The 25,083-nt window shown below is 69.5% G+C and carries 15 protein-coding genes and 1 riboswitch; of the genes, 3 read left to right on the top strand and 12 right to left on the bottom strand.

Annotation, left to right across the window (positions count from 1 at the left end):
* Positions 1 to 5: 5 nt before the first annotated feature.
* The 10 genes from K8940_RS09105 to ptsP all read right to left on the bottom strand — a co-directional run bounded on the left by K8940_RS09105 (position 6) and on the right by ptsP (position 18,809).
* On the bottom strand, positions 6 to 872 hold the full coding sequence (locus tag K8940_RS09105) for an ABC transporter substrate-binding protein (RefSeq protein WP_223394888.1): 867 nt from the start codon (positions 870 to 872) through the stop codon (positions 6 to 8).
* Positions 869 to 1,489: a cob(I)yrinic acid a,c-diamide adenosyltransferase gene (gene cobO / locus K8940_RS09100; protein ID WP_223394886.1), complete on the bottom strand. Its 621-nt coding sequence runs from the start codon at positions 1,487 to 1,489 to the stop codon at positions 869 to 871. Before cobO ends, K8940_RS09105 begins: the two co-directional genes overlap by 4 nt.
* The gene (cobN, locus tag K8940_RS09095) at positions 1,486 to 5,193 is read right to left on the bottom strand and encodes a cobaltochelatase subunit CobN (RefSeq protein WP_223394884.1); all 3,708 of its coding nucleotides are present in this window, start codon (positions 5,191 to 5,193) and stop codon (positions 1,486 to 1,488) included. The genes cobO and cobN overlap by 4 nt, the downstream gene beginning before the upstream one ends.
* Positions 5,193 to 6,227 (bottom strand): cobalamin biosynthesis protein CobW, encoded by a 1,035-nt coding sequence (gene cobW, locus K8940_RS09090; protein ID WP_223394882.1) that lies wholly within the window; start codon positions 6,225 to 6,227, stop codon positions 5,193 to 5,195. The genes cobN and cobW overlap by 1 nt, the downstream gene beginning before the upstream one ends.
* A 106-nt stretch (positions 6,228 to 6,333) precedes the next feature.
* Positions 6,334 to 6,523: riboswitch (cobalamin riboswitch) on the bottom strand.
* Positions 6,524 to 6,562: 39 nt separating this feature from the next.
* Positions 6,563 to 7,804 (bottom strand): histidine-type phosphatase, encoded by a 1,242-nt coding sequence (locus K8940_RS09085; protein WP_223394880.1) that lies wholly within the window; start codon positions 7,802 to 7,804, stop codon positions 6,563 to 6,565.
* Positions 7,805 to 7,815: 11 nt separating this feature from the next.
* Positions 7,816 to 8,934: an acyltransferase family protein gene (locus K8940_RS09080; RefSeq protein WP_223394878.1), complete on the bottom strand. Its 1,119-nt coding sequence runs from the start codon at positions 8,932 to 8,934 to the stop codon at positions 7,816 to 7,818.
* A gap of 30 nt (positions 8,935 to 8,964) precedes the next feature.
* Positions 8,965 to 11,268: an alpha-N-acetylglucosaminidase gene (locus K8940_RS09075; RefSeq protein ID WP_223394876.1), complete on the bottom strand. Its 2,304-nt coding sequence runs from the start codon at positions 11,266 to 11,268 to the stop codon at positions 8,965 to 8,967.
* A gap of 135 nt (positions 11,269 to 11,403) precedes the next feature.
* Complete coding sequence (locus K8940_RS09070) at positions 11,404 to 14,181, bottom strand: TonB-dependent receptor (protein ID WP_411675588.1); 2,778 nt, start codon at positions 14,179 to 14,181, stop codon at positions 11,404 to 11,406.
* Between the two features lie 306 nt (positions 14,182 to 14,487).
* Complete coding sequence (nagE, locus tag K8940_RS09065) at positions 14,488 to 16,242, bottom strand: N-acetylglucosamine-specific PTS transporter subunit IIBC (RefSeq protein WP_223394872.1); 1,755 nt, start codon at positions 16,240 to 16,242, stop codon at positions 14,488 to 14,490.
* Between the two features lie 5 nt (positions 16,243 to 16,247).
* Positions 16,248 to 18,809, bottom strand: a complete 2,562-nt coding sequence (gene ptsP / locus K8940_RS09060) for a phosphoenolpyruvate--protein phosphotransferase (RefSeq protein ID WP_411675587.1) — start codon at positions 18,807 to 18,809, stop codon at positions 16,248 to 16,250.
* 272 nt (positions 18,810 to 19,081) lie between these two features.
* On the opposite strand from ptsP, the gene K8940_RS09055 reads away from it, so the two are divergent.
* The 3 genes from K8940_RS09055 to nagA all read left to right on the top strand — a co-directional run bounded on the left by K8940_RS09055 (position 19,082) and on the right by nagA (position 22,071).
* On the top strand, positions 19,082 to 19,822 hold the full coding sequence (locus tag K8940_RS09055; protein ID WP_223394870.1) for a GntR family transcriptional regulator: 741 nt from the start codon (positions 19,082 to 19,084) through the stop codon (positions 19,820 to 19,822).
* A 90-nt stretch (positions 19,823 to 19,912) separates the two neighbouring features.
* Positions 19,913 to 20,935, top strand: coding sequence for an SIS domain-containing protein (locus tag K8940_RS09050; RefSeq protein ID WP_223395805.1), 1,023 nt, complete (start codon positions 19,913 to 19,915; stop codon positions 20,933 to 20,935).
* Positions 20,935 to 22,071 carry an N-acetylglucosamine-6-phosphate deacetylase gene (gene nagA / locus K8940_RS09045; protein WP_223394868.1) on the top strand — a complete coding sequence of 379 codons (1,137 nt, stop codon included), beginning with the start codon at positions 20,935 to 20,937 and terminating at the stop codon, positions 22,069 to 22,071. Before K8940_RS09050 ends, nagA begins: the two co-directional genes overlap by 1 nt.
* A 41-nt stretch (positions 22,072 to 22,112) precedes the next feature.
* On the opposite strand, the gene K8940_RS09040 is transcribed toward nagA, so the two are convergent.
* Positions 22,113 to 23,354 carry a dipeptidase gene (locus K8940_RS09040; protein WP_223394865.1) on the bottom strand — a complete coding sequence of 414 codons (1,242 nt, stop codon included), beginning with the start codon at positions 23,352 to 23,354 and terminating at the stop codon, positions 22,113 to 22,115.
* A gap of 164 nt (positions 23,355 to 23,518) precedes the next feature.
* On the bottom strand, positions 23,519 to 25,018 hold the full coding sequence (locus K8940_RS09035) for a CoA-acylating methylmalonate-semialdehyde dehydrogenase (protein ID WP_223394863.1): 1,500 nt from the start codon (positions 25,016 to 25,018) through the stop codon (positions 23,519 to 23,521).
* Positions 25,019 to 25,083 lie beyond the last annotated feature (65 nt).

Below are 25,083 nucleotides of genomic sequence, written 5' to 3'. Positions count from 1 at the left end.
CGCGATCAGTCCCGCAAGGGCCGCTGGCGGGCCCAGACCTCGGCCCGCCGCCGCGCCTTGGCCAGGACCCTGGCGGTCTCGATCAGCACCGGTCCGCCGCAATAGATCAGCTTTTGGGAGAAGCTGCCCCGGAACGTGCGCGGCCGCAGGCTCTCCAGCGCGGGATGGTCGATAACGCGATCGGCCCAACTGGGCGCGCCCTCGGCCCTCGCGCCGGCCAGCAGCACCTGCGGCGGGTCGGCCAGGACCCGCTCGAGCGACACCGATCCCCACTTGCGCAGGCCATAGCGCGCCGCGCCGTTCTCGAAGCCGCAGCGTTCCAGCATTTCACCCAAAAGCGTCGCTGGCCCGGCCGCCAACCCGCCGGACTGATAGACTAGGGCCCGCAGGCGCGGCTCGCCGGGCTTCGGCGCTGCGGCGACCAGGGCCGCTTCGATGCGCGCGACCAACGCCTCCCCGCGATCAGGCTGCCCGACCAGGGCCGCGATCGTGCGCACCTGCTCCAGGCTGGCCTCGACGCTGCTGGGCACGTCGAACTCCTCGACCCGCAGCCCTCGCGCCTTCAGGGCGGTGCGGGCGTAGAGGCCCGAGCGCTTGCTGGCCAGGACCAGGTCTGGATCCAGGGCCACCACCTCCTCGGCGCTCTCGTGCGTGATGGCGAAGCCCCGCGCCTGCTCTGCGACCGTCGAGGTCAGGGGATCCCGAGCGAAGTGGCTCAGGGCCGCGATCTGGCCGGGATCGGCCAGAGCCAGCAGGATCGGGTCCAGGCAAGCGCCGATCGAGACGACGCGGCGCGGCGCCGGCTCGGCCGCGCCGCCAGTCAGGAACAGCAGGCCCGCCGCCACGGCGCGGCGGGTCAAGGCGTCGGTCAAAACTCGATCCCCGCCTGGGCCTTCACCCCGCTACGGAACGGGTGCTTGACCATGGTCATCTCGGTGACGAGGTCAGCAGCGTCGATCAGCGCCTGGGGAGCGTTGCGGCCCGTGACGATGACGTGCTTGCCCTCAGGCCGCCCCACGATCGCCTCGACCACCTCGTCGACAGGCAGATATTCGTAGCGCAGCACGATGTTCAGCTCGTCGGCCACCACCATGTCGATCTCCGGATCGGCGATGCGGGCCTTGACCGCCTCCCAGGCCTCGCGGGCCACGGCGATGTCGCGGGCGCGGTCCTGGGTGTCCCAGGTGAAGCCCTCGCCCATTGGCCGAAACTCGACCTGGTCGGGGAAGGCGTCGAACACTACCTTCTCGCCGGTCTTCAGCGCCCCCTTCACGAACTGGATGACCGCAACCTTCTGGCCGTGGCCGATGGCGCGGCAGACCATGCCCAGGGCGGCCGTGGTCTTGCCCTTGCCCGTGCCGGTGTTGACGATCAGCAGGCCCTTCTCGATCTGGCGCTCGGCCATCATCTTGGCCCGCGCCGTCTGGATCTTGGCCATCTTGGCGTTGTGCCTGGCGTTGAGGTCGGCGTCTTCCGTGGCGTCGGTCATCGGGCGGTCTCCTGGATCCGGGCGAGCTGGTGAAGGTGTTCGGCGGCGCTGTTGGACTTGGGCCGCCACAGGCCGCGCGCGATCGTTTCCAGCAAGCGCTCGGCGGCCTCGCGCAGGGCGTCGGGATTGGCGTCGCGCATGAACTCGACGACGTCGTTGTCGGCCAGCAAGGCGGCGTAGGCGAGGTCGAAATGGTGGTCGCGCACCGCCCCCGTCGTGGCCGCGAAGGCGAACAGGTAGTCGAGGCTGGCGGCGATCTCGAACGCGCCCTTGTGGCCGTGGCGCATGACGCCGGCGATCCACTTGGGGTTCACCAGGCGCGCGCGGACGACGCGGCCGATCTCGTCCTCCAGCGTGCGGATCACCGGCCGCTCGGGCCGCGAATGGTCGTTGTGATAGACGCGCGGCGCGGCGCCTTTCAGCTCGGTGACCGTGGCGGTCAGCCCGCCCTCGAACTGGTAGTAGTCGTCGCTGTCCAGCAGGTCGTGCTCGCGGTTGTCCTGGTTGTGGATCACCGCGTCGACGGCCGAAAGCCGGCGCTCCAGCAGCGGTCGAGCGGCCTCGCCCTCCCCGCCCGCGCCATAGGCATAGCCGCCCCAGACCAGGAAGGCCTCGGCAAGGTCGGCGCGGTCGGTCCAGAGCTTCTCGTCGATCAGCGCCTGCAGGCCCGCGCCATAGGCGCCGGGCTTGGAGCCGAACACCCGCGCCCCGGCCGCCGCGTCGCTACCCTCGGCCCGGAAACGGGCGGCGGCGGGATTGTCCTCAGGGAGCTCGTCCAGGGCCATGACCGCCCGGGCGGCGCTGTCCAGCAGGTCGATCTGCGGCCCGAAGGCGTCGCGGAAGAAACCCGAGATCCGCAGGGTGACATCGACCCGGGGCCGGCCCAAGGTCGCCAGCGGCAGGATCTCGAAGCCCGTCAGTCGGCCCGTGGACGCTTCCCAGGTCGGTCGGCAGCCCATCAGGGCCAGGGCCTGGGCGACGTCGTCGCCGCCGGTGCGCATGTTGGCCGTGCCCCAGGCCGACAGCGCCACGGCCTTGGGATACTCGCCGACGCTCTGCAGGTGGTCCTCGACCAGCAGTTGGGCCGAGAGCCAGCCGAGGCGCCAGGCCGTCGGCGTCGGCACGGCGCGAGTGTCGACCGAATAGAAGTTCCGCCCGGTCGGCAGCACGTCTGGCCGCCCCCGCGTCGGCGCGCCCGAGGGCCCCGGCGCGACGAAGCGGCCGTCCAGCCCCGCCAGCAGCGCCGCCATCTCGGCTTCGCCGCAGGCTTCGACGCGCGGCAGCAGGCGCTCGCGCACCTCGTCGAGCACGGCCGCCGTCCGGGTCCAGGCCGGATCGGCCTCGCCGCCCGCCACCAATCCGGAGGCCAGCAGCTCCAGGCGCTCGACCGTGTCGCCGACCGTGCGCCAGGGATCGGGCGAGAGATCGCCCAGCACCGGCGGCCTGGCGCCATCCCAGGCGTCGCCCAGCCGCGCGTCCAGCGGGTCGAGGTCCAGCGCCAGGTCGTCGGCCAGGGCGCGCAGCAGCGAGGCCTCGCGCCCCTTGCCCAGGCCACGCGGCGTTCGCGCCAGGGCCACGATCAGGTCGTCGCGCAACCGGCCTTCCGGCGAAGCCCCAAAGACGTGCAGACCGTCGCGGATCTGCATCTCCTTGAGGTCGCACAGATAGTTGTCCAGCGCCGACAGGGCCTGGTCCTCGTCCGTCAGGTCCATGCCGCAGTCGACGTCCAGCCCTTGGCTGGCGGCCAAGGCCAGGATCTCGTCGCGCAGGGGTTTCAGCCGGCGCGGGTCCAGGCCGGCGGCCTCGTAATATTCGTCGACCAGGGCCTCCAGCGCCTTCAGTGGGCCGTAGCTCTCGGCGCGGGTCAGGGGCGGCGTCAGGTGGTCGATGATCACCGCGCCGATCCGGCGCTTGGCCTGCGTCCCCTCGCCCGGATCGTTGACGATGAACGGATAGAGCTGCGGGAGCGGGCCGGCGATGGCCTGCGGGAAGCAGGTGCCCGACAGGGCCAGGGCCTTGCCCGGCAGCCATTCCAGATTGCCGTGCTTGCCGACATGGACGATGGCGTGGGCGCGGAACGCGGTCCGCAGCCAGGCGTAGAAGGCCAGGTAGTTGTGCGGCGGGACCAGGTCGGGGTCGTGATAGGTCGCCTTCGGATCGATGTTATAGCCGCGCGCCGGCTGCACGCCGACAACGACATTGCCGAACACGTGGACTGGCAGGCGAAAGCCGTCGGCCAGGGCGTCGAACCACGGATCGGCATGGGGCTCGCCCCACCGCGCCGTGACCGCCGCGCGCGTCGCCGCCGGCAGGGCCGCGAAGAAGGCCGCATAGGCGTCGAGATCCAGCACCGGCCCGGCCGCGCGCGCGCTCATGGCGGCGTTGGTCACCCCCGCCCGCAGGCGATCCATCAGCGTGGCGGCGCTTTCCGGAGCGTTCTCAACGGCGTAGCCGCGCGCCTTCATCGCCGCCAGGATCGCGGTGACGCTGGCCGGGGTGTCCAGGCCCACGCCGTTGCCCAGCCGGGAGTCGCGGTTGGGATAGTTGGCCAGCACCAGGGCCACGCGGCGCTGGTCCGCCGGCGCGCGGCGCAGGTCGGCCCAGCCCCGCGCGAGGTCGGCGGCGAAGGCGATGCGGTCCTCGGCCGGCGCGTGGCTGACGACATCGCACTGCGTGCGCGGATCGTGGCGCAGGGCCGCCTTGAAGGCCGTGGCCCCGGCCAGGATCCGACCGTCCAGCTCCGGCAGGGCGACGTTCATGGCCAAGTCCCGCACGCCCAGGCCGCGCGCGCTGGCTTCCCATGCGGCGCGATCCAGTCCCGCGAACACCAGCTGCAGCACCGGCGCGCCGCCGACCTCCAAGGGGCTGGCCCGGCGGTCGTCGCCGGGACTGGACACCGCGAAGGCCGTGGCGTTCAGCACGATGTCGGGCTGAATGCGCGCGAAGGTCTCGGCCACTAGATCGGCGGCGAAGGGGTTCTTCAGGCTCTGGACGAAGATCGGCGCGACGTCGAAGCCGTGCGCGGCCAGGGCTTCGATGTGGGCGTCGATCGCCTGGGTCGTCCCAGCCGCCACCAGAGCCCGATAGAAGACCAGCGCCGCCTTGGGCCGGTCCGGCGACCAGGCGGCGCTCAGGCCAGCCAGGTCCGTCATCCGCTGGCCGGGCCAATAGAAGCCGGCGTCCAGCAGCGGCGCGGGCTCGCTCCAGTCGCCTCGCGCCTTGCCGATCAGGTCGGCGGCGTAGAGCAGCAGGTTGCGGGCGTTGGCGATCCCGCCCTGGCGCAGATAGGCGAAGACCCGGTCGCAGACCTCGTGCGGCGCGACCGACAGGCTCAGCCCTTCGCCATCCGCCTCCTCATCCAGCAGCGCCACGAACAGCGCTCCGCGCCGTCGGCACGAGGCGGCGATCTCGTCCAGGCCATAGGGCCAGTAGGCGCGACCGCCGACCAGCCGGGCGATGACCATCCGGGCCTTGTCGACCACCGCCTCGACATGGAGATCGACCGACAGCGGGTGCTTGAGCCGCAGCAGGTTGGCCAGGCGCACGGTCGGGAAATCGTCGGGCAGTCCGGCCAGCGCCTGGGACAGGCACGCCAGGTCGCTGTCGGCGGCCGACAGGACGACGATGTCGCCGGGGCTCTGCCCCAGGTCGACCGCCTCCTCGCCGTCGAGGACCTGGCCGGGCTGGACCGCCAACAGGTGCATCAGGCGATCATCGCCGCGATCAGCGGGGCGAGGGTCTTCTGGTCCAGACCCTTCTCGCCGATCACCACCAACGCGGACTCCCGCGCCTCGCCTTCGCGCCAGGGCCGGTCGAAATAGGTCTGGATGCGGGGTCCGACGGCCTGGACGATCAGCCGGGCCGGCTTGCCCGCGACGGCCACCACGCCCTTCAGGCGCAGGATGTCGTGGGCTTCCAGCGCGCCGCGCAGGTCGGCGGTCAGGGCCTCGACGCCGCCCACGGCGCCGCCGCGCACCACGAAGCTGTCGAAGTCGTCGTGGTCATGGTCGTCCTCGCCGTCATGGTGCGAGACCCGGCTGTCGAGATCGTCCTCGGCCGCGCCGCCCAGGCCCAGCAGCACGGCCGGGTCCAGCGCGCCCTGGCGGGCGTGGAGCACCTTGACGCCGGGCCGCAGATGCACGGCCAGCTCGGCCTCGACGCGAGCCAGGCCCTCGGCGTCGACGAGGTCGGTCTTGTTGAGGATCACCAGGTCGGCGCAGCCCAGCTGGTCCTCGAACAGCTCCTCCAGCGGGGTGTCGTGGTCGAGCGTCGGGTCGGCCTCCCGCGCCTTGGCCAGGGCCTCCTCATCGTGAGCGAAGCGGCCGGCCGCCACCGCGTCGGCGTCGATCATGGCGACCACCCCGTCGACGGTGGCGCGGGTGCGGACCTCTGGCCAAGTGAAGGCCTTGACCAGCGGCTTGGGCAGGGCCAGGCCCGAGGTCTCGATCAGGATGTGCTCGGGCGGGTTGGGCCGGTCGATCAGCTTGCGCAGCGTCGGCAGGAAGTCATCGGCGACGGTGCAGCAGATGCAGCCGTTGGCCAGCTCCAGGATGTCGTCGTCGGCGCAGCCCTCGACGCCGCAGCCGCGCAGGATCTCGCCGTCGATGCCGACGTCGCCGAACTCGTTGACCACCACGGCCAGGCGTCGGCCGCCGGCGTTCTCCAGCAGATGCCGGATCAGGGTGGTCTTGCCGGCCCCCAGGAAGCCCGTCACCACCGTGGTTGGAATTCTCGCCATCGTCCGTGCCTCCGCCTGGTGGCGGACGGGGCGTGTGACGGCGCGCGGACTCGGTGCGTCTGGCCGCCCGGGTCGTGCTCTACCGCACCGGTGCACCCCGCCCGGCCTGCATCATGGTCACGAAGGCCGGTCTCCTGGCTTACGCCCTCCCCTCGCGGCGCCTTCCCAGGACGCGAGGTCCCAGTGGCGTTGAGCCGTGAGGATCGACGGACGATCACAGTTGCGGGGGCAGCCGCGGTTTCACACCGCATTCCCGGAGGCCTCACGGCCTCCATGCCTTCGTAGCTCGGGCGTAGGCCGCGCCGCCTGCGGGGTCAAGGGCCGACCCTGGCGCCTCAGCGCTTGGCCAGCACCTCGCGCAGGCGCGCGACCGGGCAGTCGAAGGCCGGCGTGGCGGTGCTGCAGCCGGGGATGAACACCGGCGTCGATAGCGGCGGCGCCGCCAGGGTCAGGGGCGTGGCGGCGCGCAGCTGGCCGAGGCTCTGGCCGGTGAACCGCGCCCGGATCACCCGGACGCCGTCGGCCCGCAGCCAGCGCTCGAACACCAGGGCCGCGCCCGGCTGGATCTGGTTGGGCTGATAGCCCGGCAGGGTCCACTCCATCCGCAGCAGCCCGCCGACCACGGCCAGGGTGCCGTCATGGCCGGCGATCACCACCAGCTTGGCGCCGGAGGGGCCAAGGGGCGCCTCGCCCGCGTCCAGGGTGTCGAGGATCCGGCCCGTGATGTTCCCGGCCAGCGCCTGGGCGACATAGGGGGTGCGCAGGCGCAGGTCGAACTCGGCCTGGTGCAGGAAGAAGGTCCGGGTCAGGGCGTCCTCGTCGACGCCCTTCCAGCCCAGGCCGGCGAAGTCGCCGCCATCGGCCCAGGCCATCAGCAGGCTCTCGGTGACGCCCGAGGCGAAGGCTTCCGGCCCCGACAGGCTGACCAGTTCCTCGCCCTCGACGAAGCCGGGCTTGGCGTCCAGGGCGCGGCGCTTGCCCGGCGCGGGCGGGCACGGCCCCTTGGCGCACTGCATCAGGAAGGCGTCCAGCTGTTCGACTTCCTGACGATGACTGGCGCTCCAGGCGGTCAGGTCGCCGCCGGCCCGGCCGGCCACGGCCGCGTGGGCCAGGGCCTTGTCGGGCGAAACGACGCCGGCCTTGACCGGCTCGAACATCGGATCGTCCTTGCCTTCGCCCACCGTGTTCACGGGATTGGCGCAGCCGGGCGTGAGCCCCTTGGCATAGGCGCCGGCCGTGGCGATGGTGCGCTGGGTGACGTTGGCCCAGTAGTAGGCCGCGCCGCAGTCGCCCGCCTTCAGCAGGCCCTCGGACGTGTAGAGCTGGCGGTAGTAGTCGCCCATCAGGGTGATCATCTGGCCGCCGCGCGCGGTCAGGTGGCCCGGCGGGACGTCGAAGCGCGGCCATGGGCGGGCCGAGGCCTCGCCCAGCCGCTCGGGCGTCGACATCGCCGCGCGCACGCCGTGGCGGCTGAGGATGACCACCTTCTCCAGGCGATCGCCGACAGGCGCGGCCCAGGCGGACGAGGCCGACAGCAGGGCGGCGGCGACCAGGGCGATACGGGCCGACAGGCGCATGGCGGGGCTCCTCAAAGCTTCACCACGATTCCGCGGCGGTCCATGACATAGCCGAGAAGCCAGCAGACCAGCATGTAGGCGATCGCGCACAGCAGCGAGCCCAGCGCGCCCGGCGCCAGGGCCTGGAAGACATGGATCCCGACCCAGCCGTAAGCGGTCACGCCCGGCGCGACCTCGATCATGTTCAGCACGACGACGAACAGTTCCGAAAACAGGTAGATGACCAGCGGATTGAGGCCGAACACCTGGAAGAAACGCGTTCCCGCATTCGGCGCCTTGCCCTCCAGCAAGGCGGTCAGCCCCGCCAGCAGGACGAAATCGATGCCGACGGTCAGTAGCACGAAGCTGCCGGTCCACAGCTTCTTGGCGATGGGGAACGCCAGGCTCCAGGCCAGGGCGGCGGCGATCAGCACGACGCCGGCCAGGGCCATGCGGGTCACGGCCTTGCGGCTGTCCGGGGCCTCCTTGAGGAACCGCGCGGCCAGGTAGCCGGCCAGCACGTTGACCGTCGCCGGCAGCGCGCCCAGCAGGCCTTCGGGATCGAAGCCGCCGTCCTTGCGATAGAGGTGGTTCTGACCGATCAGCAACAGGTCCAGATGCGTGCCGGCGTTGCCCAGCTTGGACAGCGGCGCGGCCGGATCGCCCAAGGTCATCAGGATCGCCCAGTAGCCCAGCAGCAGCACGGCCGACAGCACGACGATCAGGCGCGGCGACAGCCAGCGCACGGCGAAGGCGGCCAGCACGTAGCAGATCGCGATCCGCTGCAGTACGCCCAGCACCCGCGTCTCGGAAAGCGGGCTGAAAACCCAGTGCCCGTCGACCTTATGAACGAATGGGAACCAGTACATCAGGAAGCCCAGGAGGAAGATCAGGGCCCCGCGCTTCAGCACCTTGAACAGGAAGTCGTTGACCGGGATCGGCCGCGAGAACGCAAAGGCCATCGAGCAGCCGACCGCGAACAGGAACGACGGGAACACCGCGTCGGCCGCCGTGAACCCGAACCACGGCGCGTGGACCAGCTGGGTATAGGCCTTGGCCCCAGGACCGGCCGTGTTGACGACGATCATCAGACAGACCGTCAGGCCCCGGAAGACGTCGAGGGACAGGAAGCGCGCGGCGGGTTTGGTCATCCGTTCTTCTTCTCTTTGGCGATCTTGGTCTTAGCCGGCTTGGTCGAGTCGGGCGATCAGCTGCCTGACCCCGGCGATGGGGTCAGCGGGCGGCTCGCGGCGATAGGCGGTGTCGGCGGCGACCCAGGCGCGCTCCCAGGCGACGCCGTCCTTGGTGATGGCGGCCTCATCGAAGGTCCCCGTCCCGGCCGCCTTCAGCGCGTCCAGGAACCGCGACCAGCGCGGCAGGTAGAAGTCGCGATACAGGCCCTGCCAGGCCTTGGAGGCGTAGTCGTTGAGGTTGCCCTCCCCGCCCCAGACCGTGACCTGGGCCTTGGCGTTGGCCACGTAGGCGGCGGCGTCGGCCGGCGTGTCGCCATAGGCCCGGGCGTCGTCGATCCAGGTGGCCAGGGTCTCGGGCTGCACGCCCAGCAGCGCGTCGATCTGGAGGGCCAGGGCCTGGATCTGTACGCGGGCCTTGTCGCCGCCGGCGACGTCGCCCTGGCGATAGGCGGCCACGGCGGCCTGCAGTTGGTCGTCGATCCGCAGGCTGGCCAGGTGCCGAGCGGCGTCGACCAGGTCCCGCACGAACAGCGGCTGGTCGGCGTAGGCGGGAGCCTGGGCGGCCAGGGCGCGGACGGCGGCGTCCAGCTTGGCGCGGTCGCCCGGATGAACCGGGAAGTCGGCCACGGTCGCCGTCGGGCGCTTGAAGAACAGATAGGCCCCGGCCTTGCTCTTCCACCAGCGCGGCGACCAGTAGCGGGTCGAATAGGCGCCCTGGACCAGCAGGGTCATGGCCGAGTCCAGCTCTGGCGTCGTGCGGCCATAGCGCGAGCGGGCGTAGGTCGACAGCCAGGCCGCCGTGCTCTCCTGCCCCGCGCCCCAGGCCAGGTCGTAGACGGCCTCGTAGACGATCGAGTTGTTGTGCAGCCCCTCGGGGAACATGCCGAACCCGGCCAGCTTGCCCTTGTCGGGATTGGCCGCGACGCCCGGAATATCCTGCCGGTAGTAGTCTAGGTCGCCATAGACCGGATTGCTGCCGCCGTAATTGTGGACGTAGCCGTAGATCCACGGCTTGCCGCCGAAGGCCTTGGCGTTCTTCCAGACGGCCGGATAGCGGTCGTTGCCGATGTCCAGGATCATCAGCTTGTCGTCGGGGACCCGGCTCAAATAGGCCGAGATCGCCGTGGGGTCCCAGAAGTGGCTGTCGGCGCCGAACAGCCAGCCCTGCATCACCCACACCGCGTCGGGCCGGGCTTGCCGGATGGAATCGTAGATCGCCTTGCCATAGTCGGCCAGGCGCTGGGCCTTCAGAGCCGGATCGACCTCGATCTTGGTCTTGGTCACGGCGGTGTTGGCCGCGCCGTCGCCATAGGCCGCGTCGCGGGCGTCCGCGCCGTCGGCGTTGATCGGCGGCAGCATCTCGTTGAACGAGTCCGCCAGATAGTAGGTCCCGGTCCCGTAGGTCTGCGTGTACAGCGCCAGGAACCGGCCGGCGATCTTGGCGAACAGCGGGTCGGCCGGGTCCAGCCAGTAGGTCTCGTGGAACCCTTCCCACGGCCGCATGCGGTAGATGCGGGCCTTGGGGTTCTTCTGGGCGAAGGCCTTGGGCACGTAGCCGCCGAACGCCGGCAGGATCGGGGTCATGCCCAGCGACCGCATGCGGCCCAGGATCTGGGTCTGCAGGGTCTTCTTCTTGTCGATCCAGCTTCCGGGCAGCGGGGCGCGATAGCCCTCGATGTTGCCCATGCGATGCCACGGCGTGAAGGCCGGGCCCGAGAAATAGTCGGCCAGCTCGGCCTCGCTCAGGCCGAACTCGCGCCACAGGGCCCGCCAGACATATTCCTGGCCTTCCATGGCCAGCGGCATGTCGACGCCGTGCGCCGCCATCCAGTCGATCTCGCGGGTCCAGCGCGTCCAGCCCCACCAGGGGGTCGTGTAGCCATAGGTGCAGGTGTTGAGATAGGCGCGATGCCGGAACGGGGTCTCGACCTTGCCGCTGGCGACGGCGGGCAAGGCGCCGCCCTGGGCGACCCTGTCGCCCTCCCAGCTGACATGGGCCAGGCCCGTCTGGCGCAGATAGGCATAGGCGCCGCGCACCAGGGCCACGGGGCTGTCGCCAGCGATCGCGACCTTTCCGGCCTTGCCGCTTACCGAATACCAGGGCTGGCCGCCGTCGGGCGCCAGGGTCAGCGATGCGCCAGCCAGACGCTTGCCGAACAGACGCTCCAGGCTGGCCTTGGCCGCGGCGGTCCCGCCTTCGGCCTTGCTCGCGGCGAAGGCGGACGGCGCGGCCGCGGCGGCCATCGCGGCGAGCAGCGCCTGACGTCGGTTCGGATATGCGTTCATCGGCATAGAATCTTATGAAAAGGACGCCCGCCGTTCAGGAGAATGAAACGGCGGGCGCCAGTCGAAAAGGCCTGTCCGTCCGACGGACGGCCCGGGAAGGACGCGGCGCTCGGGGAGGACGAGAGCGCCGCGCCAAGCGCGTTACATCTTGTATTGGAACGACAGGTAGTAGCTGGGCCCGGTGGCCGACGACATCTGCCAGCGGCTGGAGTTGCCCAGATAGGCCTTCTCCTGCGCGTTGTTGATGTTCATCGCCGCGAAGGCGAAGCTCAGGTGTTCGTTGAAGTTGTAGCCCAGGTTCAGGTCGAACTGGGTCCGCGAGGCGACCGTGTGGCCCAGGGGGCCGGAGAAGAAGCTCTCCACCGAGGTCTGGTCATAGGCGCTGCGGTAGTTGGCCGACAGGCGGGCGCTGAAGGTCTGGTTTTCCCAGTAGACCGTGCCGTTGGCGGTGTGCTCCGACAGGTTCGCCAGACGGAAGCCGGTCGTCGAGGTCGCCGGGTTCACGTGGGTGTAGTTGGCGATCAGGCCAAAGCCGTCGATCGGCAGCCAGGCGTCGAACGACTGTTGCCAGTTCAGCTCGTAGCCGTGGATGTCGACCGTCTTGTTGTCGTTGAAGCTCTGGGTGATCGAGTAGGTGTCGCCGGCCGCCGAGACGCAGACGTTGCTGGCGTCCTTGGACAGCGCGGTGCCTTCGTAGGAGGTCGGGCAGATGACCGAGGTGTAGACCCCGTTCTTGACCTTCTTCGAGAAGAAGCCGGCGCTGAGGCCGTTACCCTGGCCGTAATAGTACTCGAGGCTGACATCCAGCTGGTTGGCCGTCATCGGGTTCAGGTCGCCCTGGCCGATCGAGATCGTATTGACCTTGTGGCCGGTGGTGTCCGTCGCGGTGGTCACCGTGGTGGCCAGCTGGTTGTTGGAGTCGATGATCGGACGCACCAGCACCTTCGCGGCGGCGACGCGCAGCAGCAGGTTGTCGGTCAGGTCGACGCTGAAGTTCGCCGACGGCAGGATGTTGTCGTACGACTTCTTGGTCGTGTAGGTGCCCGCGACCAGCTTCACCTCGGTGTTCTGCGGGTTGGCCGCTCCGCCGATATAGCCCTTCACCGTCTGGTCGGTGCTTTCGCTGCGGACGCCCACATTGCCGCGGAAGGTCTTGGACAGCACCTCGCCCTTCAGGTTGGCCATGGCGTAGAACGAGGTCAGCTCACGCTCGACGCGGAAGCTGCCGGCCGGATCGAACGCCTCGTAGATCGAGACGCCCTGGGCCTTCAGCGCGGCGCGATAGGCGTCGAGGTTCGGCGACACCCAGGCGGCCGGCAGGGTCATGTCGCCGTCCAGGAAGTTGGTGATGGCGATGCCGGTGGCGGCCATGGTCGGCGAGTACGAGGCCGGGATGGTGTTCTGGCCGTCCTTGCGGACCACGTAGCGCTTGAGCACTTCCTTGCGGATCTTGGCGCCGACCGCGATCGATTCCAGGAACCCGTAGTCGATGTAGCGCTTGGCGTCGAACTGACCGGCGTCCTCGTAGGAGTCGATCGAGCGATACGCGCCGTTCGGATAGGTGTTCCGGATCAGGGTCGCGGGATTGTACTGGGCCGTGTCGGTCAGCGCCGTCGACGTCGAGAAGACGATGTTCTTCGGGTTGCTGATGTCGACCGTGGCGCTGGGGATGTTGATCCCCAGGATCGCGGCCTCTTCGTTGTGCTGCGCGCTGCCGCGCGAATAATGGCCGACGGCCTTGAAGTCCCAGTTCTCGATGCCGGTGTAGTGGATGTTGGTCGTCAGGGCACCGGTCGACTGCGGCCGGTTCTCGAACTGGTGGTTGTTCTCCAGGCGGAAGTTGTTCACCTGGATCTTGGTCGCGGTGCCGTTGGTCACCGTGATCGGCACGACGTTCGAGGCCGAGGGGGTCGTGAACAGGAACACCTGCTGGTGGATGTCCTGGGTCGTCTTGTCCTTGGCGTAGGTGCCGATCAGGTCGATCTGCAGGTCGCTGGTCGGCTTGTACTGGATCGCCCCGTTGATCATCGAGCGCTTGGTCTCGCGGTCGATGCGGCGATAGCGCAGGCGGGCCGGCGTGTAGGTGCCGTTGCTGACGGTCCAGCGGTCCATCCACAGATAGTCGCCGCGGTCCTTCAGCTCCTGATAGCCGCCGCCCAGAAACACGCCCAGCTTGCCGTCGAAGAAATGGTCGACATAGGTCAGGCCGTACTTGCCGGTCGGGTCGCCGCCGATCAGGTCCTGCTTCTGCATCTTGCCGGCCAGGATGAGCTGGCGGCCCTTCACGTCGAACGGATGGACGGTGTCGATATTGACCGTACCGGCCAGCCCGCCGGCGTCCATGTCGGCGGTCGGCGACTTGTAGACCTGGATGCCCGAGGCCAGCTCCGTCTGGATGACGTCGTAGCGGAAGCCGTCGGTGAAGTTAGAGCTCTTGAATGCCTGGCCGTTGACCGTGGTCAGGGCGTATTGCGGGCCCAGGCCCCGGATGCTGATCGTCGAGCCCCGGCCGTTGATGTTCGAGATCTGGACGCCGGGAATGCGCTGGATGGCTTCGGCGATGTTTTCCGACGGGAACTTGCCGATGTCCTCGGACGAGATGCCGTCCGAAACGCGGATGTCCTTGCGCTTGGTTTCGAGGGCGGTCGCCAGGCTCTTGCGGAAGGCGGTGACCACCACCTCGTCGACCGACTCGGCCGCGGGGGCCGGAGCGGTCTGGGCCAGGGCGGCGTCGGAGAAGCAGGCGCCGGCCAACAGGGCCAGCGCGAAGGCCTTGTGGCGACCACGGGTGGCGGAAGCCGGAATCTTGTGCTCGATCATGTTGTTATCCCCCTTATTTGAGCCGATCGGCGCGAGAGCGCTGCAACGCCTCGCCGGCAAGCATGAAGCAGACCATTTAAGTACCTCTCCGGACTGCATACGGAGAGACGATAAGGCGGCGGGCGGACCCGGCGCAAAGTTCTAAGCTGCTTATTTTCCTGAACTTTATGAGACGTACGATCCTTAAGCAGCTTGGTATTTGGTCTAAACCGACCCATGTTTTCCGAGGGTCTGATTTATTATGTTGTTTTAATTATTTAGCTCGCATTTCGCCTCTCCCGTCAACACTCTTTGTAGTACCAATTTAATGCCTTTTTTGCGAACACCTCGCCCCGAAAGTCGGGCCGATCGCAGCCAGGGCGAGAGCGCGCGCGACGCCCCTCTCCCCTGGCGTGCGCGGAGGACCTAGACGAGCCCCCGCATCGCCTCTGCGACGCGTTCGGCTGTGGGACCGAGGACGATGTGGAGGGCGTGGTCGCCGACGCGGACGAGGCCTCGGAGGCCGGCGGCGTGGAGGGCTTGCTCGTCGACGGCGGCGGGGTCGGCGACGACGACGCGCAGGCGGCTGGAGCAGGTTCCGACGGCCTTGAGGTTCCCCGCCCCGCCGAGGGCGGCGAGGAGGGCCTGGGCCTTGCGGTCGTCCTCGACGGTGGGGAGCTGGGACGGCGCGGGCTTGGCTGGCTGGACGGCGGGCCGGGCCGCCTGGCCGCCCGCATTTCCCTGGCTGAGGGCCGCGCGGATCTCGCCGGCGACGGCGTCGGCGATGGGGCCGAGGACGACTTGCAGCGCCTTGTCGGAGGGCTTGACGATCCCCCGCGCGCCGAGGGCCTTGAGCGCCGGTTCGCTGACGGCGGCCTGGTCGGCGACGATCAGGCGCAGGCGGGTGGTGCAGGCGTCGACGGAAGTCAGGTTGCCGGCCCCGCCCAGGGCCTGGACGAAGTCGGCCCCGCGCCCGCCGCCGGTGGCGACGATGGCCGGCGCGGCCAGGTCGTCGTCCTCGCGGCCGGGGGTCTTGAGGTTCAGCGTCTGGATGAAGAACCGGAAGAGCCCGTAATAGACCCCCGCATAGACCGCCCCGATCGGCAGCAGCCAGAGCGGATTGGTCGCCTTGCCGAAGTTGAGCACATAGTCGAACAGCCCCGCCGAGAAGGTGAAGCCCAGCTTCACATGCAGGGCGTTCATCAGGGCCATCGACACGCCCGTCAGGATGGCGTGCACGGCGTAGAGCGCCGGGGCCAGGAACATGAACGAGAACTCGATCGGCTCGGTCACCCCGGTCAGGAACGAGGTTAGGGCCAGGGAGACCAGCATGCCGCCCACGGCCTTGCGCTTCTCGGGCCGGGCGGTGTGGTACATGGCCAGGCAGGCGGCCGGCAGGCCAAACATCATCACCGGGAAGAAGCCGCTCATGAAGCCGCCGGCGTTGGGGTCGCCGGCGAAGAAGCGCCGCAGGTCCCCGGTGGCCCCATGGAAGTCGCCCACCACGAACCAGGCGATGTTGTTGAGGATGTGGTGCAGGCCGGTGACGATCAGGATGCGGTTCAAGAACCCGTAGACCAGCAGGCCCAGCTCGCCCGAGCCGACGATGGCCCGGCTGGCGGCGTCGACGCCGCCGTTGATGGCGTCATAGCCCCAGCCGATCAGCACGGCCATCAAGAGACCCGCCAGGCCCGAGACGATCGGCACGAAGCGCCGGCCGCTGAAGAAGGCCAGGTACTCGGGCAGCTTGAAGCCTGAGAAGCGGTTGTAGAACAGGCCGCCGATCACGCCCGAGAGAATGCCGATCGGCACGCTGAGCTTGGCCAGGGCCTTGGCCTTGTAGGCCGCGCCGGCCAGATCCGCATGGGCGGTGATCAGCCCCGCCGTCGTCTCGGCCGGGACATGCAGCAGGGCCTTGGCCCCCTCGGTGGCGATCAGGAAGCAGACCACGCCGGCCAGGCCCGCCGCGCCGTTGTTCTCGCGGGCCAGGCCCACGGCCACGCCGATGGCGAAGAGGAGGCCCAGGTTGGAGAAGATCGCGTCGCCGGCCGCGGCGATGAAGCCGATGTTCAAGAGGTCCGGCTGGCCCAGGCGCAGAAGCAGCCCCGCCACCGGCAGCACCGCGATCGGCAGCATCAGGGCCCGGCCCAGCGGCTGGAGGATCTCGAGCGGAGACTTCATCGGGATCAGGCTCCGGTCTTGGTGAAGGCTTGGGCCAGGGCCCGCACGGCCTCGGGCGATGTCTGTTGCAAGGCCTGCTGGGCGAGCGCACGGCAGGCGTCCAGGCTGAGCGAGCGCACCTGGGCCTTCACCTCGGGGGCGATGCTGGCCGTGGTCGAAAGCTCGGTGACGCCCAGGCCCAGGAGGATGGCGGTGGCGGCCACGTCCGAGGCCAGGCCGCCGCAGACGCCCACCCAGCGGCCGTGCTTCTCGGCTCCACGACAGGTCAGGTCGATCATCCGCAGCACCGCCGGATGCAGGGCGTCGATGCGGGCGGCCAGTTCGGGGTTACCCCGGTCCATGGCCAGCACGTATTGCGTCAGGTCGTTGGTGCCGATCGACAGGAAGTCGGCCTCGGCGGCGATCAGGTCGGCGGTGACGGCCGCGGCCGGGGTCTCGATCATCACCCCCAGCGCGACACGCTCGGTGACGCCCAGCTCGCGCCCCAATTCTCTTTGGGCCTCCTCCAGCACCGCGCGCACGGCCCGCAGCTCGTCGAGGCTGGCGATCATCGGGACCATGATCTTGCATTGGCCCCTCTTTTGACCTTGAGGCGGTTTAACCTGCAGGATGGCCCGCAGTTGGGTCTTCAAGAGATGCGGCCGCCACAGGCTGACGCGCACGCCGCGCAGGCCCAGCGCCGGGTTCTCCTCGGCCGGGATCGGCAGGTAGGGCGCGGCCTTGTCGCCGCCGACGTCGAGCGTGCGGATGATCAGCGGCCGGCCGTCCAGGGCGTCGGCGATGGCCTGGTACTGGCGGGCCTGCTCGTCCTCGTCGGGCGGGGTCTCGCGGTCCAGGAACAGGAACTCGGTGCGCAGCAGTCCCGAGCCTTCCGCCCCATTCTCGATCGCCGCCGCTGCGTCCTTGACCGAGCCGGTGTTGGCGAACACCTCGATGCGGGTTCCGTCCAGGGTGATGGCGGGCTCGTGGGCGGCGGCCTTGGCGGCGGCCTTGCGCGACTGGCGCTGGGCCAGGGCCGTCTGGGCCGCTTCCAGGGCTGGCGCATCTGGCGCCACACGCAGGGTCCCGCTGTCGGCGTCCAGGATCAGGGCCGCGCCGTCCTCGACGCTCAAGACCCCGCCCCCTAAGGCCACCAGGGCCGGGATGCCCATGGCCGCGGCCAGGATCGCCACGTGCGAAGTCGGGCCGCCACGGGCGGTGGCGAAGCCGGCCACCACGCCGGGATCCACGCCCATCAGCTGCGAGGGCAAAAGCTCGTCGGCCAGCAGGATCGCGCCCGGCGGCAGCACCGTCGTGTCGTCCTCCTCGCCACTAAGGGCGCGCAGGACCTGGCGCTCCAGATCGATCAAATCATCGACCCGTTCGGCCAGGCGCCGGTCGCCCAGACCCCGCAGGGCCTCGACATAGCCGCCGACGGCCGATCGCCAGCCAAAGCCGGCGCTCTTGCCCTCGCCGATCAGCCGGCGCGCGCCAGCGGCGAGCTCAGGATCATCCAGAAACGCCAGGTGGGCCCCCAGGATCGCCTTGCGGGCCTTGTCGCCTTTCGCGGCGTTGGTTTCGATCTTGGCGCGGACCTTGGCGAGGGCGGCGGTCAGGGCCGCCTCCTCGTGGGCCACGCCCTCGCCCGCCTCGCGCACGGCGATGTCGCTGGACGCCAGCCGCACGGCCTTGCCGATCGCCAGCCCCGGCGCGGCCAGCACCCCCTTCAGCACCCCGTCACGGGGCAGTTCCGTCGGGGTCACGGGCGCGGATTCGATCACGGCCGCCGGTGCGGAGGCCTTGCCCGCCATGGGGGCCGCCACCGGCGCCCCCTCGCCCATGCCGCCCTCGATCAGGTCGACGATGGCTTGCAGCGCCGCCTCGGCGTCCACGCCCGAGGCCACCACGTCAATGTCGTCGCCATGGCGGATGGCCAGCGACATCACCCCTACCGGGCTCCGGGCGCTGGCCCGGCGCGCGCCGACCACCAGCCCGATCTCGGCGTCGAACCCCTTGGCCGTCTCGGCGATCTTCGCCGCCGGCCGCGCATGGATCCCATGCGCCAGCGGCACGGTCACGGCGCGGGAGATTTCTTGCGTGGAGGTCGAAGCAACGACCTGCGCCCCGCCCAGCGGCGACAGCTCCATCAGGAAGTCGCCCACCGAAATGGCCCGGTCCTGGTCGCGGCGCACGATCGAGAAAGCGTCCAGATTGGTGATGACCACCGGGGTGATCAGGCTCTTGGCCCGCTGGGCCAGCAGGTCGAGATCGAAACCCAAGAGCTTGTCGCCGGCCTTCACCGCCTGGCCCTCGCGCACGAACACCGAGAAGCCCTCGCCGCCCAGGGCCACCGTCTCCAGCCCCACATGCATCAGAATCTCGGCCCCGTTGGCCGCCCGCAAGGTCACAGCGTGCCGCGCCCGGTGCACCGTCACCACCACCGCGTCACACGGCGCGTGCAGCGTCGAGCCCAACGGATCGATCGCCAGCCCGTCCCCCAGCATCCGCTCGGAAAACACCGCATCCGGCGTCTCATCCAACGGCGCTACCCAGCCCTTCAGCGGGGCGGTCAGGACCACCGTACTCATCGAACCTCCCCCGGCACGCTCTTGGCGAGCGCTACACCTTCAGCGCGAAAGCGGTGCCGCCGCGCCAGGCATGCATGCCATTTCAATACCACTTTGAACACCACTTTTTGTCAGGCCACTTAAATTACGTTTGACAACAAGGCTTTTAGGGCGGTTTTGGGAACCAGCGACAATGAGGGCGGTTGCAAAAGGACTTATATTGGTATGTTTCTAGTCAACCACCGCCTCAACGCGCTTCACGGGGAAGCGAGTCGGCTTCAGGAGCGTTCGTAATGTCGCTGGTCACGCAGATCGGCCCCTTGGGAGGCGGAGACGCCGCCCCGCTCTACAAGCAGCTGCAACGCGCGCTGCGCGAGGCGATCCAGGGCAAGATCCTGTCCCCCGACGACGCCCTGCCGCCCGAGCGCGACATGGCCGACGAGTTCAACGTCTCGCGAATCACGGTGCGCAAGGCGCTGGACGGCCTGGTCACCGAAGGTCTGCTGACGCGCCGCCAGGGCGCGGGCACGTTCGTCGCCGCGCGGGTCGAGAAGAACTTCTCCAAGCTGACCTGCTTCACCGAGGACATGATCGCGCGCGGCCGCACGCCGCACAGCGAATGGATCGCGCGCATGGAAGGCTCCGTGACGCCCGAGGAGTCGCTGACCCTGGGCCTGTCGCCCGGCGCGGCGGTCTATCGCTTCCATCGCGTCCGCTACGCCGACGGCGCGCCGATGGCGGTGGAGTACACCACGATCGCCGCCTTCGCCCTGCCCTCGGTCGAGGCGGTCAAGAGCTCGCTGTATGAGGCCATGGCGGCCACCGGCCATCGGCCGGCCCGCGCGCTTCAGCGTCTGCGCGGGATACTGATCTCGGCGCAGCACGCGCCCCTGTTGGGCGTGAAGGCCAAGGACGCCGGCCTGCTGGTCGAGCGACGCGGCTTCCTGCGCGACGGCCGGGCGGTCGAGGTCTCGCACTCCTACTATCGCGGCGACGCCTACGACTTCGTGGCCGAGCTGAACGATCCGGCCTAGCGCCTTCCCCTTTTCTCGTATTCCGGAGTTCGCGCTTTGACGGCGTCATCATTGTCTTCGCCCCCTCGCCTGTCGCCGGAGTCCACGCGGATGTTCCTGGAGGCGGGGGAGGCCTCGTCGGTCGCCGCCGCGCTGCTTGCGGCCAACGCCGAGCGGGTCGCGGCCCTGGCCGCGCGGCTGCGGGAGACCCCGCCGCGCGTGGTGGTCACCTGCGCGCGGGGCAGCAGCGACCACGCCGCCACCTTCGCCCGCTACCTGATCGAGACCCGGGCCGGGGTGCTGACCTCGTCGGCGGGCCTGTCGGTCAGCTCGGTCTACGACGCTTCGCCCAACCTGGAGGGGGCGCTGGTTCTGGCCATCTCGCAGTCGGGCAAGAGCCCCGACCTGCTGGCGGCGGTGAAGGCGGCCAAGGCCGCCGGCGGCTACGCCGTGGCCCTGGTCAATGTCGGGGATTCGCCGCTGGCCCAGCTGGCCGACGCGGTCATCCCGCTGCACGCCGGGCCGGAGCTCTCTGTGGCGGCCACCAAGTCCTACATCGCCGCCCTCGTGGCCATCACCCAGCTGATCGCCGCCTGGACGGAGGATGAGGCGCTGGAGGCGGCGCTGGAAACCCTGCCCGCCCTGCTGGCCCAGGCCTGGCGCCTGGACTGGAGTCCGGCCGTCGAACGCCTGACCTCGGCCAGCAACCTCTATGTCCTGGGACGCGGGGTCGGCTTCGCCGTGGCCCTGGAGGCGGCCCTGAAGTTCAAGGAGACCTGCGGCCTGCACGCCGAGGCCTTCAGCGCCGCCGAGGTGCTGCATGGCCCCATGGCCCTGGTCAAGGACGGCTTCCCGGCCCTGGTCTTCGCTCAGAACGACGAGAGCCGCGCCAGTGTCGACGCCATGGCCAAGGGCCTCTCCGAACGCGGGGCCGACGTGCTGCTGGCCGCGCCCAAGGGGATGGAGGGCGATGAAGCAGGCGTCCCCACCCTGCCCACCGTGTCGGCCCATCCGGTGCTGGAGCCGATCCTGATGATCCAGAGCTTCTATCGCATGGCCAACGCCCTGTCGGTGGCCCGCGGCTACGACCCCGACAGCCCGCCCCATCTCAACAAGGTCACCGAAACCGTCTGATGCTGGCTGCTCTCGTCCATGGCCGCGTGCTGACGGCCGCCGGTGTCGAATACGACAAGGCCGTCCTGATCCAAGCCGGCCAGATCGCCGGCGTGGTCCCGATGTCCGAGGTTCCCGCCTCGGCCGCGCGCCGTGACCTGGCCGGCGGCCTGCTGGTCCCCGGCTATATCGACACCCAGGTCAATGGCGGCGGCGGGGTGCTGTTCAACGACGCCCCGACCGTGCAGACCATCGCCGCCATCGGCGCGGCCCATCGCCCGTTCGGCACGACCGGCTTCCTGCCCACCCTGATCAGCGACGACCTCCATGTCGTCGACCAAGCGATGCGGGCCACCGAGCAAGCCATCGAACAGGGCGTGCCCGGCGTGCTGGGCGTCCACATCGAGGGCCCGTTCCTCAATCCCAAGCGCAAGGGCATCCACGACGAGGGCAAGTTCCGGGTCATCGACGAGGCCGCCATCGCGCTCCTCTCCTCGCTGAAGCGCGGCAGGACCCTGGTGACCCTGGCCCCCGAGCGGACCACGCCGGAGATGATCCAGCGCCTGGCGAACGCCGGGGTGCACGTCGCCGCCGGCCACACCAACGCCCTCTATCCGACCATGCGCCAGGCCCTGGCGCATGGCCTGACCGGCGTCACCCACCTCTTCAACGCCATGTCGCCGCTGACCAGCCGCGAGCCGGGGGTCGTCGGGGCGGTGCTGGAGAACCAAGAGGCCTGGGCCGGGATCATCGTCGACGGCCGCCACGTCGATCCGGTGACCCTGAAGATCGCCCTGCGAACCCGGCCGCTGGACCGCTTCATGCTGGTCACCGACGCCATGCCGACCGTGGGCATGGCCGACAAGCGCTTTTCCCTGCAGGGCCGCCAGATCGTGGTCCGCGACGGGGTCTGCGTCGGCGAGGACGGCACCCTGGCCGGCTCCGACCTCGACATGGCCGCCGCCGTCCGCAACGCCGTCTCGATGCTGGGCGTCTCGATCGAGGACGCGGTGATGATGGCCTCAGCCGCCCCCGCCGCCTTCCTGGGTCTCGACGCCCAGCGCGGCCGCATCGCCACCGGACACGCCGCCGACCTCTGCCTGCTGGGCGACGACCTCTCCGTCTCCGCCACATGGATCGACGGGGACGAGGGCTAAACAAAAAGGGCGCTGACCTCGCGGTCAGCGCCCTCTTCGGTTCACTTCTGGCTGGCGACGTAGGCCTCGGTCTCGCGCAGCACCCGCAGGACGTTACCGCCCCAGATCTTGGCGATGTCGTCCTTGGAATAGCCGGCCTTGAGCAGGCGTTCGGTGACGATCGGCAGGTCGGCGATGCTGTCGTAGCCGTCCACCCCGCCGCCGCCGTCGAAGTCGCCGCTGAGGCCCACATGGTCGGGACCGATCAGCTTCAGGGCGTACAGCAGATGCGCCATCAGATCCTCGAGATTGGCGCGCGGCATCGGGTACTTGGCCAGGATCGCCCGCCGCTCGGCGACCATCTCGACCACCTTGGCCTCGGTCAGCTTGTCGCGCGGCCCGTACTTGGGACCCAGCGCCGCCAGGGCCTTCTCCCGCTCGGGATTGGGCGGCGGCGGGGGGATCATGTAGGACGAGAAGGCGTTGATCTGAATGACGCCGCCCCTCTCGGCCAGCTTCTTGAGCAGGTCGTCGGGCACGTTGCGGGGATGGTCGAACACCGCGCGCACGCCGCTGTGCGACAGGACCACCGGCGTCTTGGACTGCTCGATCACCTGGGCCAACACCGCGTCGGACGAGTGGCTGGGATCCGGGATCACGCCCAAGCGGTTCATCTCTTCCAGCAGCGCCTTGCCCTTGGGGCTGAGACCGCCCCATTCGGGCTTGTCGGTGGCGCTGTCGGCGAAGTCGTTGTCCTTGAAGTGGGCGAAGCCGACCATCCGCACGCCCAGGGCGTAGAAGGCGTCCAGCATGCCGGGGTCGCCAGCCAGCGGATAGGCGTTCTCCATGCTGAGATAGGCGAAGCGTTTGCCCTTGGCGACGATGCGGGCGGCGTCGTCGGCCTTCAGGGCGATCTCGATCTTGTCGCTGTGCTTGACCAGCATCTCGTGGATCTCGACCGCCCGGACCAGGGCGGCGGCGCGGGCCGCGTCGTCGCCGGCTTTCGTGCGCGGCCCTTGGGCCGTGTAGATCGCGAAGAAGCCGCCGTCGACGCCGCCATCGACCATGCGCGGCAGGTCGACCTGGCTTCCGTCCTTGGTCACCGCATGGCGGTCGGCGAAGTCCCAGCCCGGCCGCGAGAACAGGGCCGGCGTGTCGAAGTGGGTGTCCAGCACGATGGCCGCGTCATGGACGGCGCGAGCGGCGGGACTGATCTTCGGCGCCGTATTTTGGGCCGCCTGAGCCGAGGCGAGGCCCGGCGCGGCCGCCAGGGCGGCGGCGAGGAAGAGATAGGCTTTGGTCATGATACCGGACGCTCGACTTCGTTGGACGCGGATGCAGCTTATGCCGCCTCTAGTGAGTCAACGAAGCAGCGGACGAAAGCCTCCAGTCGCGCTTCGCGCGATCTTCGGGCCTGGCGCCTAAGCCGTACGCGATGGGGCGGGCCTTTCGACCCGCCCCGCTCGTCTCATCGCATCGTCGGGATGACGAAGCTCTGGTCCAGCACCGCCCCGCCCTTGGGCCAGCGCTGGGTCACGGTCTTGGTGCGCGTGTAGAACTTCACGCCGTCCATGCCGTACTGGTTGAGGTCGCCGAAGCCCGAACGCTTCCAGCCGCCGAAGCTGTGATAGGCGACCGGCACCGGGATCGGCACGTTGATCCCGACCATGCCCACCTCGACCTGGTCGGCGAACTCGCGGGCGGCGTCGCCGTTGCGCGTGAAGATCGCCACGCCGTTGCCGTACTGGTGGCGCGAGGCCAGGCCAATGCCCTCCTCCAGGGTCTCGGCGCGGACCATCTGCAGCACCGGGCCGAAGATCTCGTCCTGGTACGAGCGGCTGGTCGGCTGGACGCGGTCGAACAGGGTCGGGCCGACGAAGAAGCCGTCCTCGTGGCCCTGCAGGCTGAAGCCGCGACCGTCGACGACCAGTTCCGCGCCCTCGTCGACGCCCATCTGGATGTAGCTCTCGATCCGCGCCTTGTGGGCGGCGCTGACCACCGGGCCGTAGTGGGCGTCCTGGTCGGTGCTGACGCCGACGCGCAGACCACCGATGGCGTCGACCAACCGCTCGCGCAGGGCGTCGGCGGTCTTCGCGCCGACCGGCACGACCACCGGCAGGGCCATGCAGCGCTCGCCGGCCGAGCCGTAGGCCGCGCCGATGATGTCGGCGACCGCCTGGTCGAGGTCGGCGTCGGGCAGGACGAGGCCGTGGTTCTTGGCGCCGCCCATGGCCTGGACGCGCTTGCCGGCCGCCCCGGCGCGCTGGAACACCGACTGGGCGATGTCCGAGCTGCCCACGAAGCTGACAGCCTTGACGTCCTTGTGGTCGAGAATGCCCTCGACGCAGTCCTTGTCGCCGTGGACGACGTTGAGGATGCCCGGCGGCAGACCAGCTTCCATCATCAGCTGGGCCAGGCGCACCGGCACGGACGGGTCGCGCTCGGAAGGCTTGAGGATGAAGGCGTTGCCGCAGGCGATGGCCGGGCCGAACATCCACATCGGAATCATGGCGGGGAAGTTGAACGGGGTGATGCCCGCCACCACGCCTAGCGCCTGACGCATCGAATAGACGTCGATGCCGGGACCGGCGCCCTGGGTATATTCGCCCTTCAGCAGGTGCGGGATTCCGCACGCGAACTCAATGACTTCCAGGCCGCGCTGAATGTCGCCCTTGCTGTCGGCGACGACCTTGCCGTGCTCGGACGAGAGCAGTTCGGCCAGCTCGTCCATGTGGATTTCCAGCAGGCGCTTGAACTCGAACATCACCCGGGCGCGGCGCTGCGGGTTGGTCGCGGCCCAGGCCGGTTGCGCGGCCTTGGCGTTGGCGATGGCCGCGTCCAGTTCCGACGCCGAGGCCAGGGCGACGCGCGCCTGGACCTTGCCGGTGTTGGGATCGAAGACGTCGCCGAACCGGCCGGACGTCCCCTCGACGACGGCGCCGCCGACGAAATGGGAAATGGTGCGCATGCGGGAGCTCCCTAATTGTCCCCCAGGCTTACTCCTGGCATTCTTGCACGTGGAGCCGGAATTTT

Origin of the sequence: Caulobacter segnis, from assembly GCF_019931575.1 — a bacterium.
Taxonomy (GTDB): domain Bacteria; phylum Pseudomonadota; class Alphaproteobacteria; order Caulobacterales; family Caulobacteraceae; genus Caulobacter; species Caulobacter segnis_C.
The sequence above is the reverse complement of the archived record's forward strand: the minus strand, read 5'-3'. Positions and strand labels throughout refer to the sequence as shown.

What these genes read in the sequence shown, in the direction of transcription:
- cobO (WP_223394886.1), bottom strand. Translation starts at nt 1,489, where the DNA reads ATGACCGACGCCACGGAAGACGCCGACCTCAACGCCAGGCACAACGCC.
- cobN (WP_223394884.1), bottom strand. Translation starts at nt 5,193, where the DNA reads ATGCACCTGTTGGCGGTCCAGCCCGGCCAGGTCCTCGACGGCGAGGAG.
- cobW (WP_223394882.1), bottom strand. Translation starts at nt 6,227, where the DNA reads ATGGCGAGAATTCCAACCACGGTGGTGACGGGCTTCCTGGGGGCCGGC.
- K8940_RS09085 (WP_223394880.1), bottom strand. Translation starts at nt 7,804, where the DNA reads ATGCGCCTGTCGGCCCGTATCGCCCTGGTCGCCGCCGCCCTGCTGTCG.
- K8940_RS09080 (WP_223394878.1), bottom strand. Translation starts at nt 8,934, where the DNA reads ATGACCAAACCCGCCGCGCGCTTCCTGTCCCTCGACGTCTTCCGGGGC.
- K8940_RS09075 (WP_223394876.1), bottom strand. Translation starts at nt 11,268, where the DNA reads ATGCCGATGAACGCATATCCGAACCGACGTCAGGCGCTGCTCGCCGCG.
- K8940_RS09070 (WP_411675588.1), bottom strand. Translation starts at nt 14,181, where the DNA reads ATGCAGTCCGGAGAGGTACTTAAATGGTCTGCTTCATGCTTGCCGGCG.
- nagE (WP_223394872.1), bottom strand. Translation starts at nt 16,242, where the DNA reads ATGAAGTCTCCGCTCGAGATCCTCCAGCCGCTGGGCCGGGCCCTGATG.
- ptsP (WP_411675587.1), bottom strand. Translation starts at nt 18,809, where the DNA reads ATGAGTACGGTGGTCCTGACCGCCCCGCTGAAGGGCTGGGTAGCGCCG.
- K8940_RS09055 (WP_223394870.1), top strand. Translation starts at nt 19,082, where the DNA reads ATGTCGCTGGTCACGCAGATCGGCCCCTTGGGAGGCGGAGACGCCGCC.
- K8940_RS09050 (WP_223395805.1), top strand. Translation starts at nt 19,913, where the DNA reads ATGTTCCTGGAGGCGGGGGAGGCCTCGTCGGTCGCCGCCGCGCTGCTT.
- nagA (WP_223394868.1), top strand. Translation starts at nt 20,935, where the DNA reads ATGCTGGCTGCTCTCGTCCATGGCCGCGTGCTGACGGCCGCCGGTGTC.
- K8940_RS09040 (WP_223394865.1), bottom strand. Translation starts at nt 23,354, where the DNA reads ATGACCAAAGCCTATCTCTTCCTCGCCGCCGCCCTGGCGGCCGCGCCG.
- K8940_RS09035 (WP_223394863.1), bottom strand. Translation starts at nt 25,018, where the DNA reads ATGCGCACCATTTCCCATTTCGTCGGCGGCGCCGTCGTCGAGGGGACG.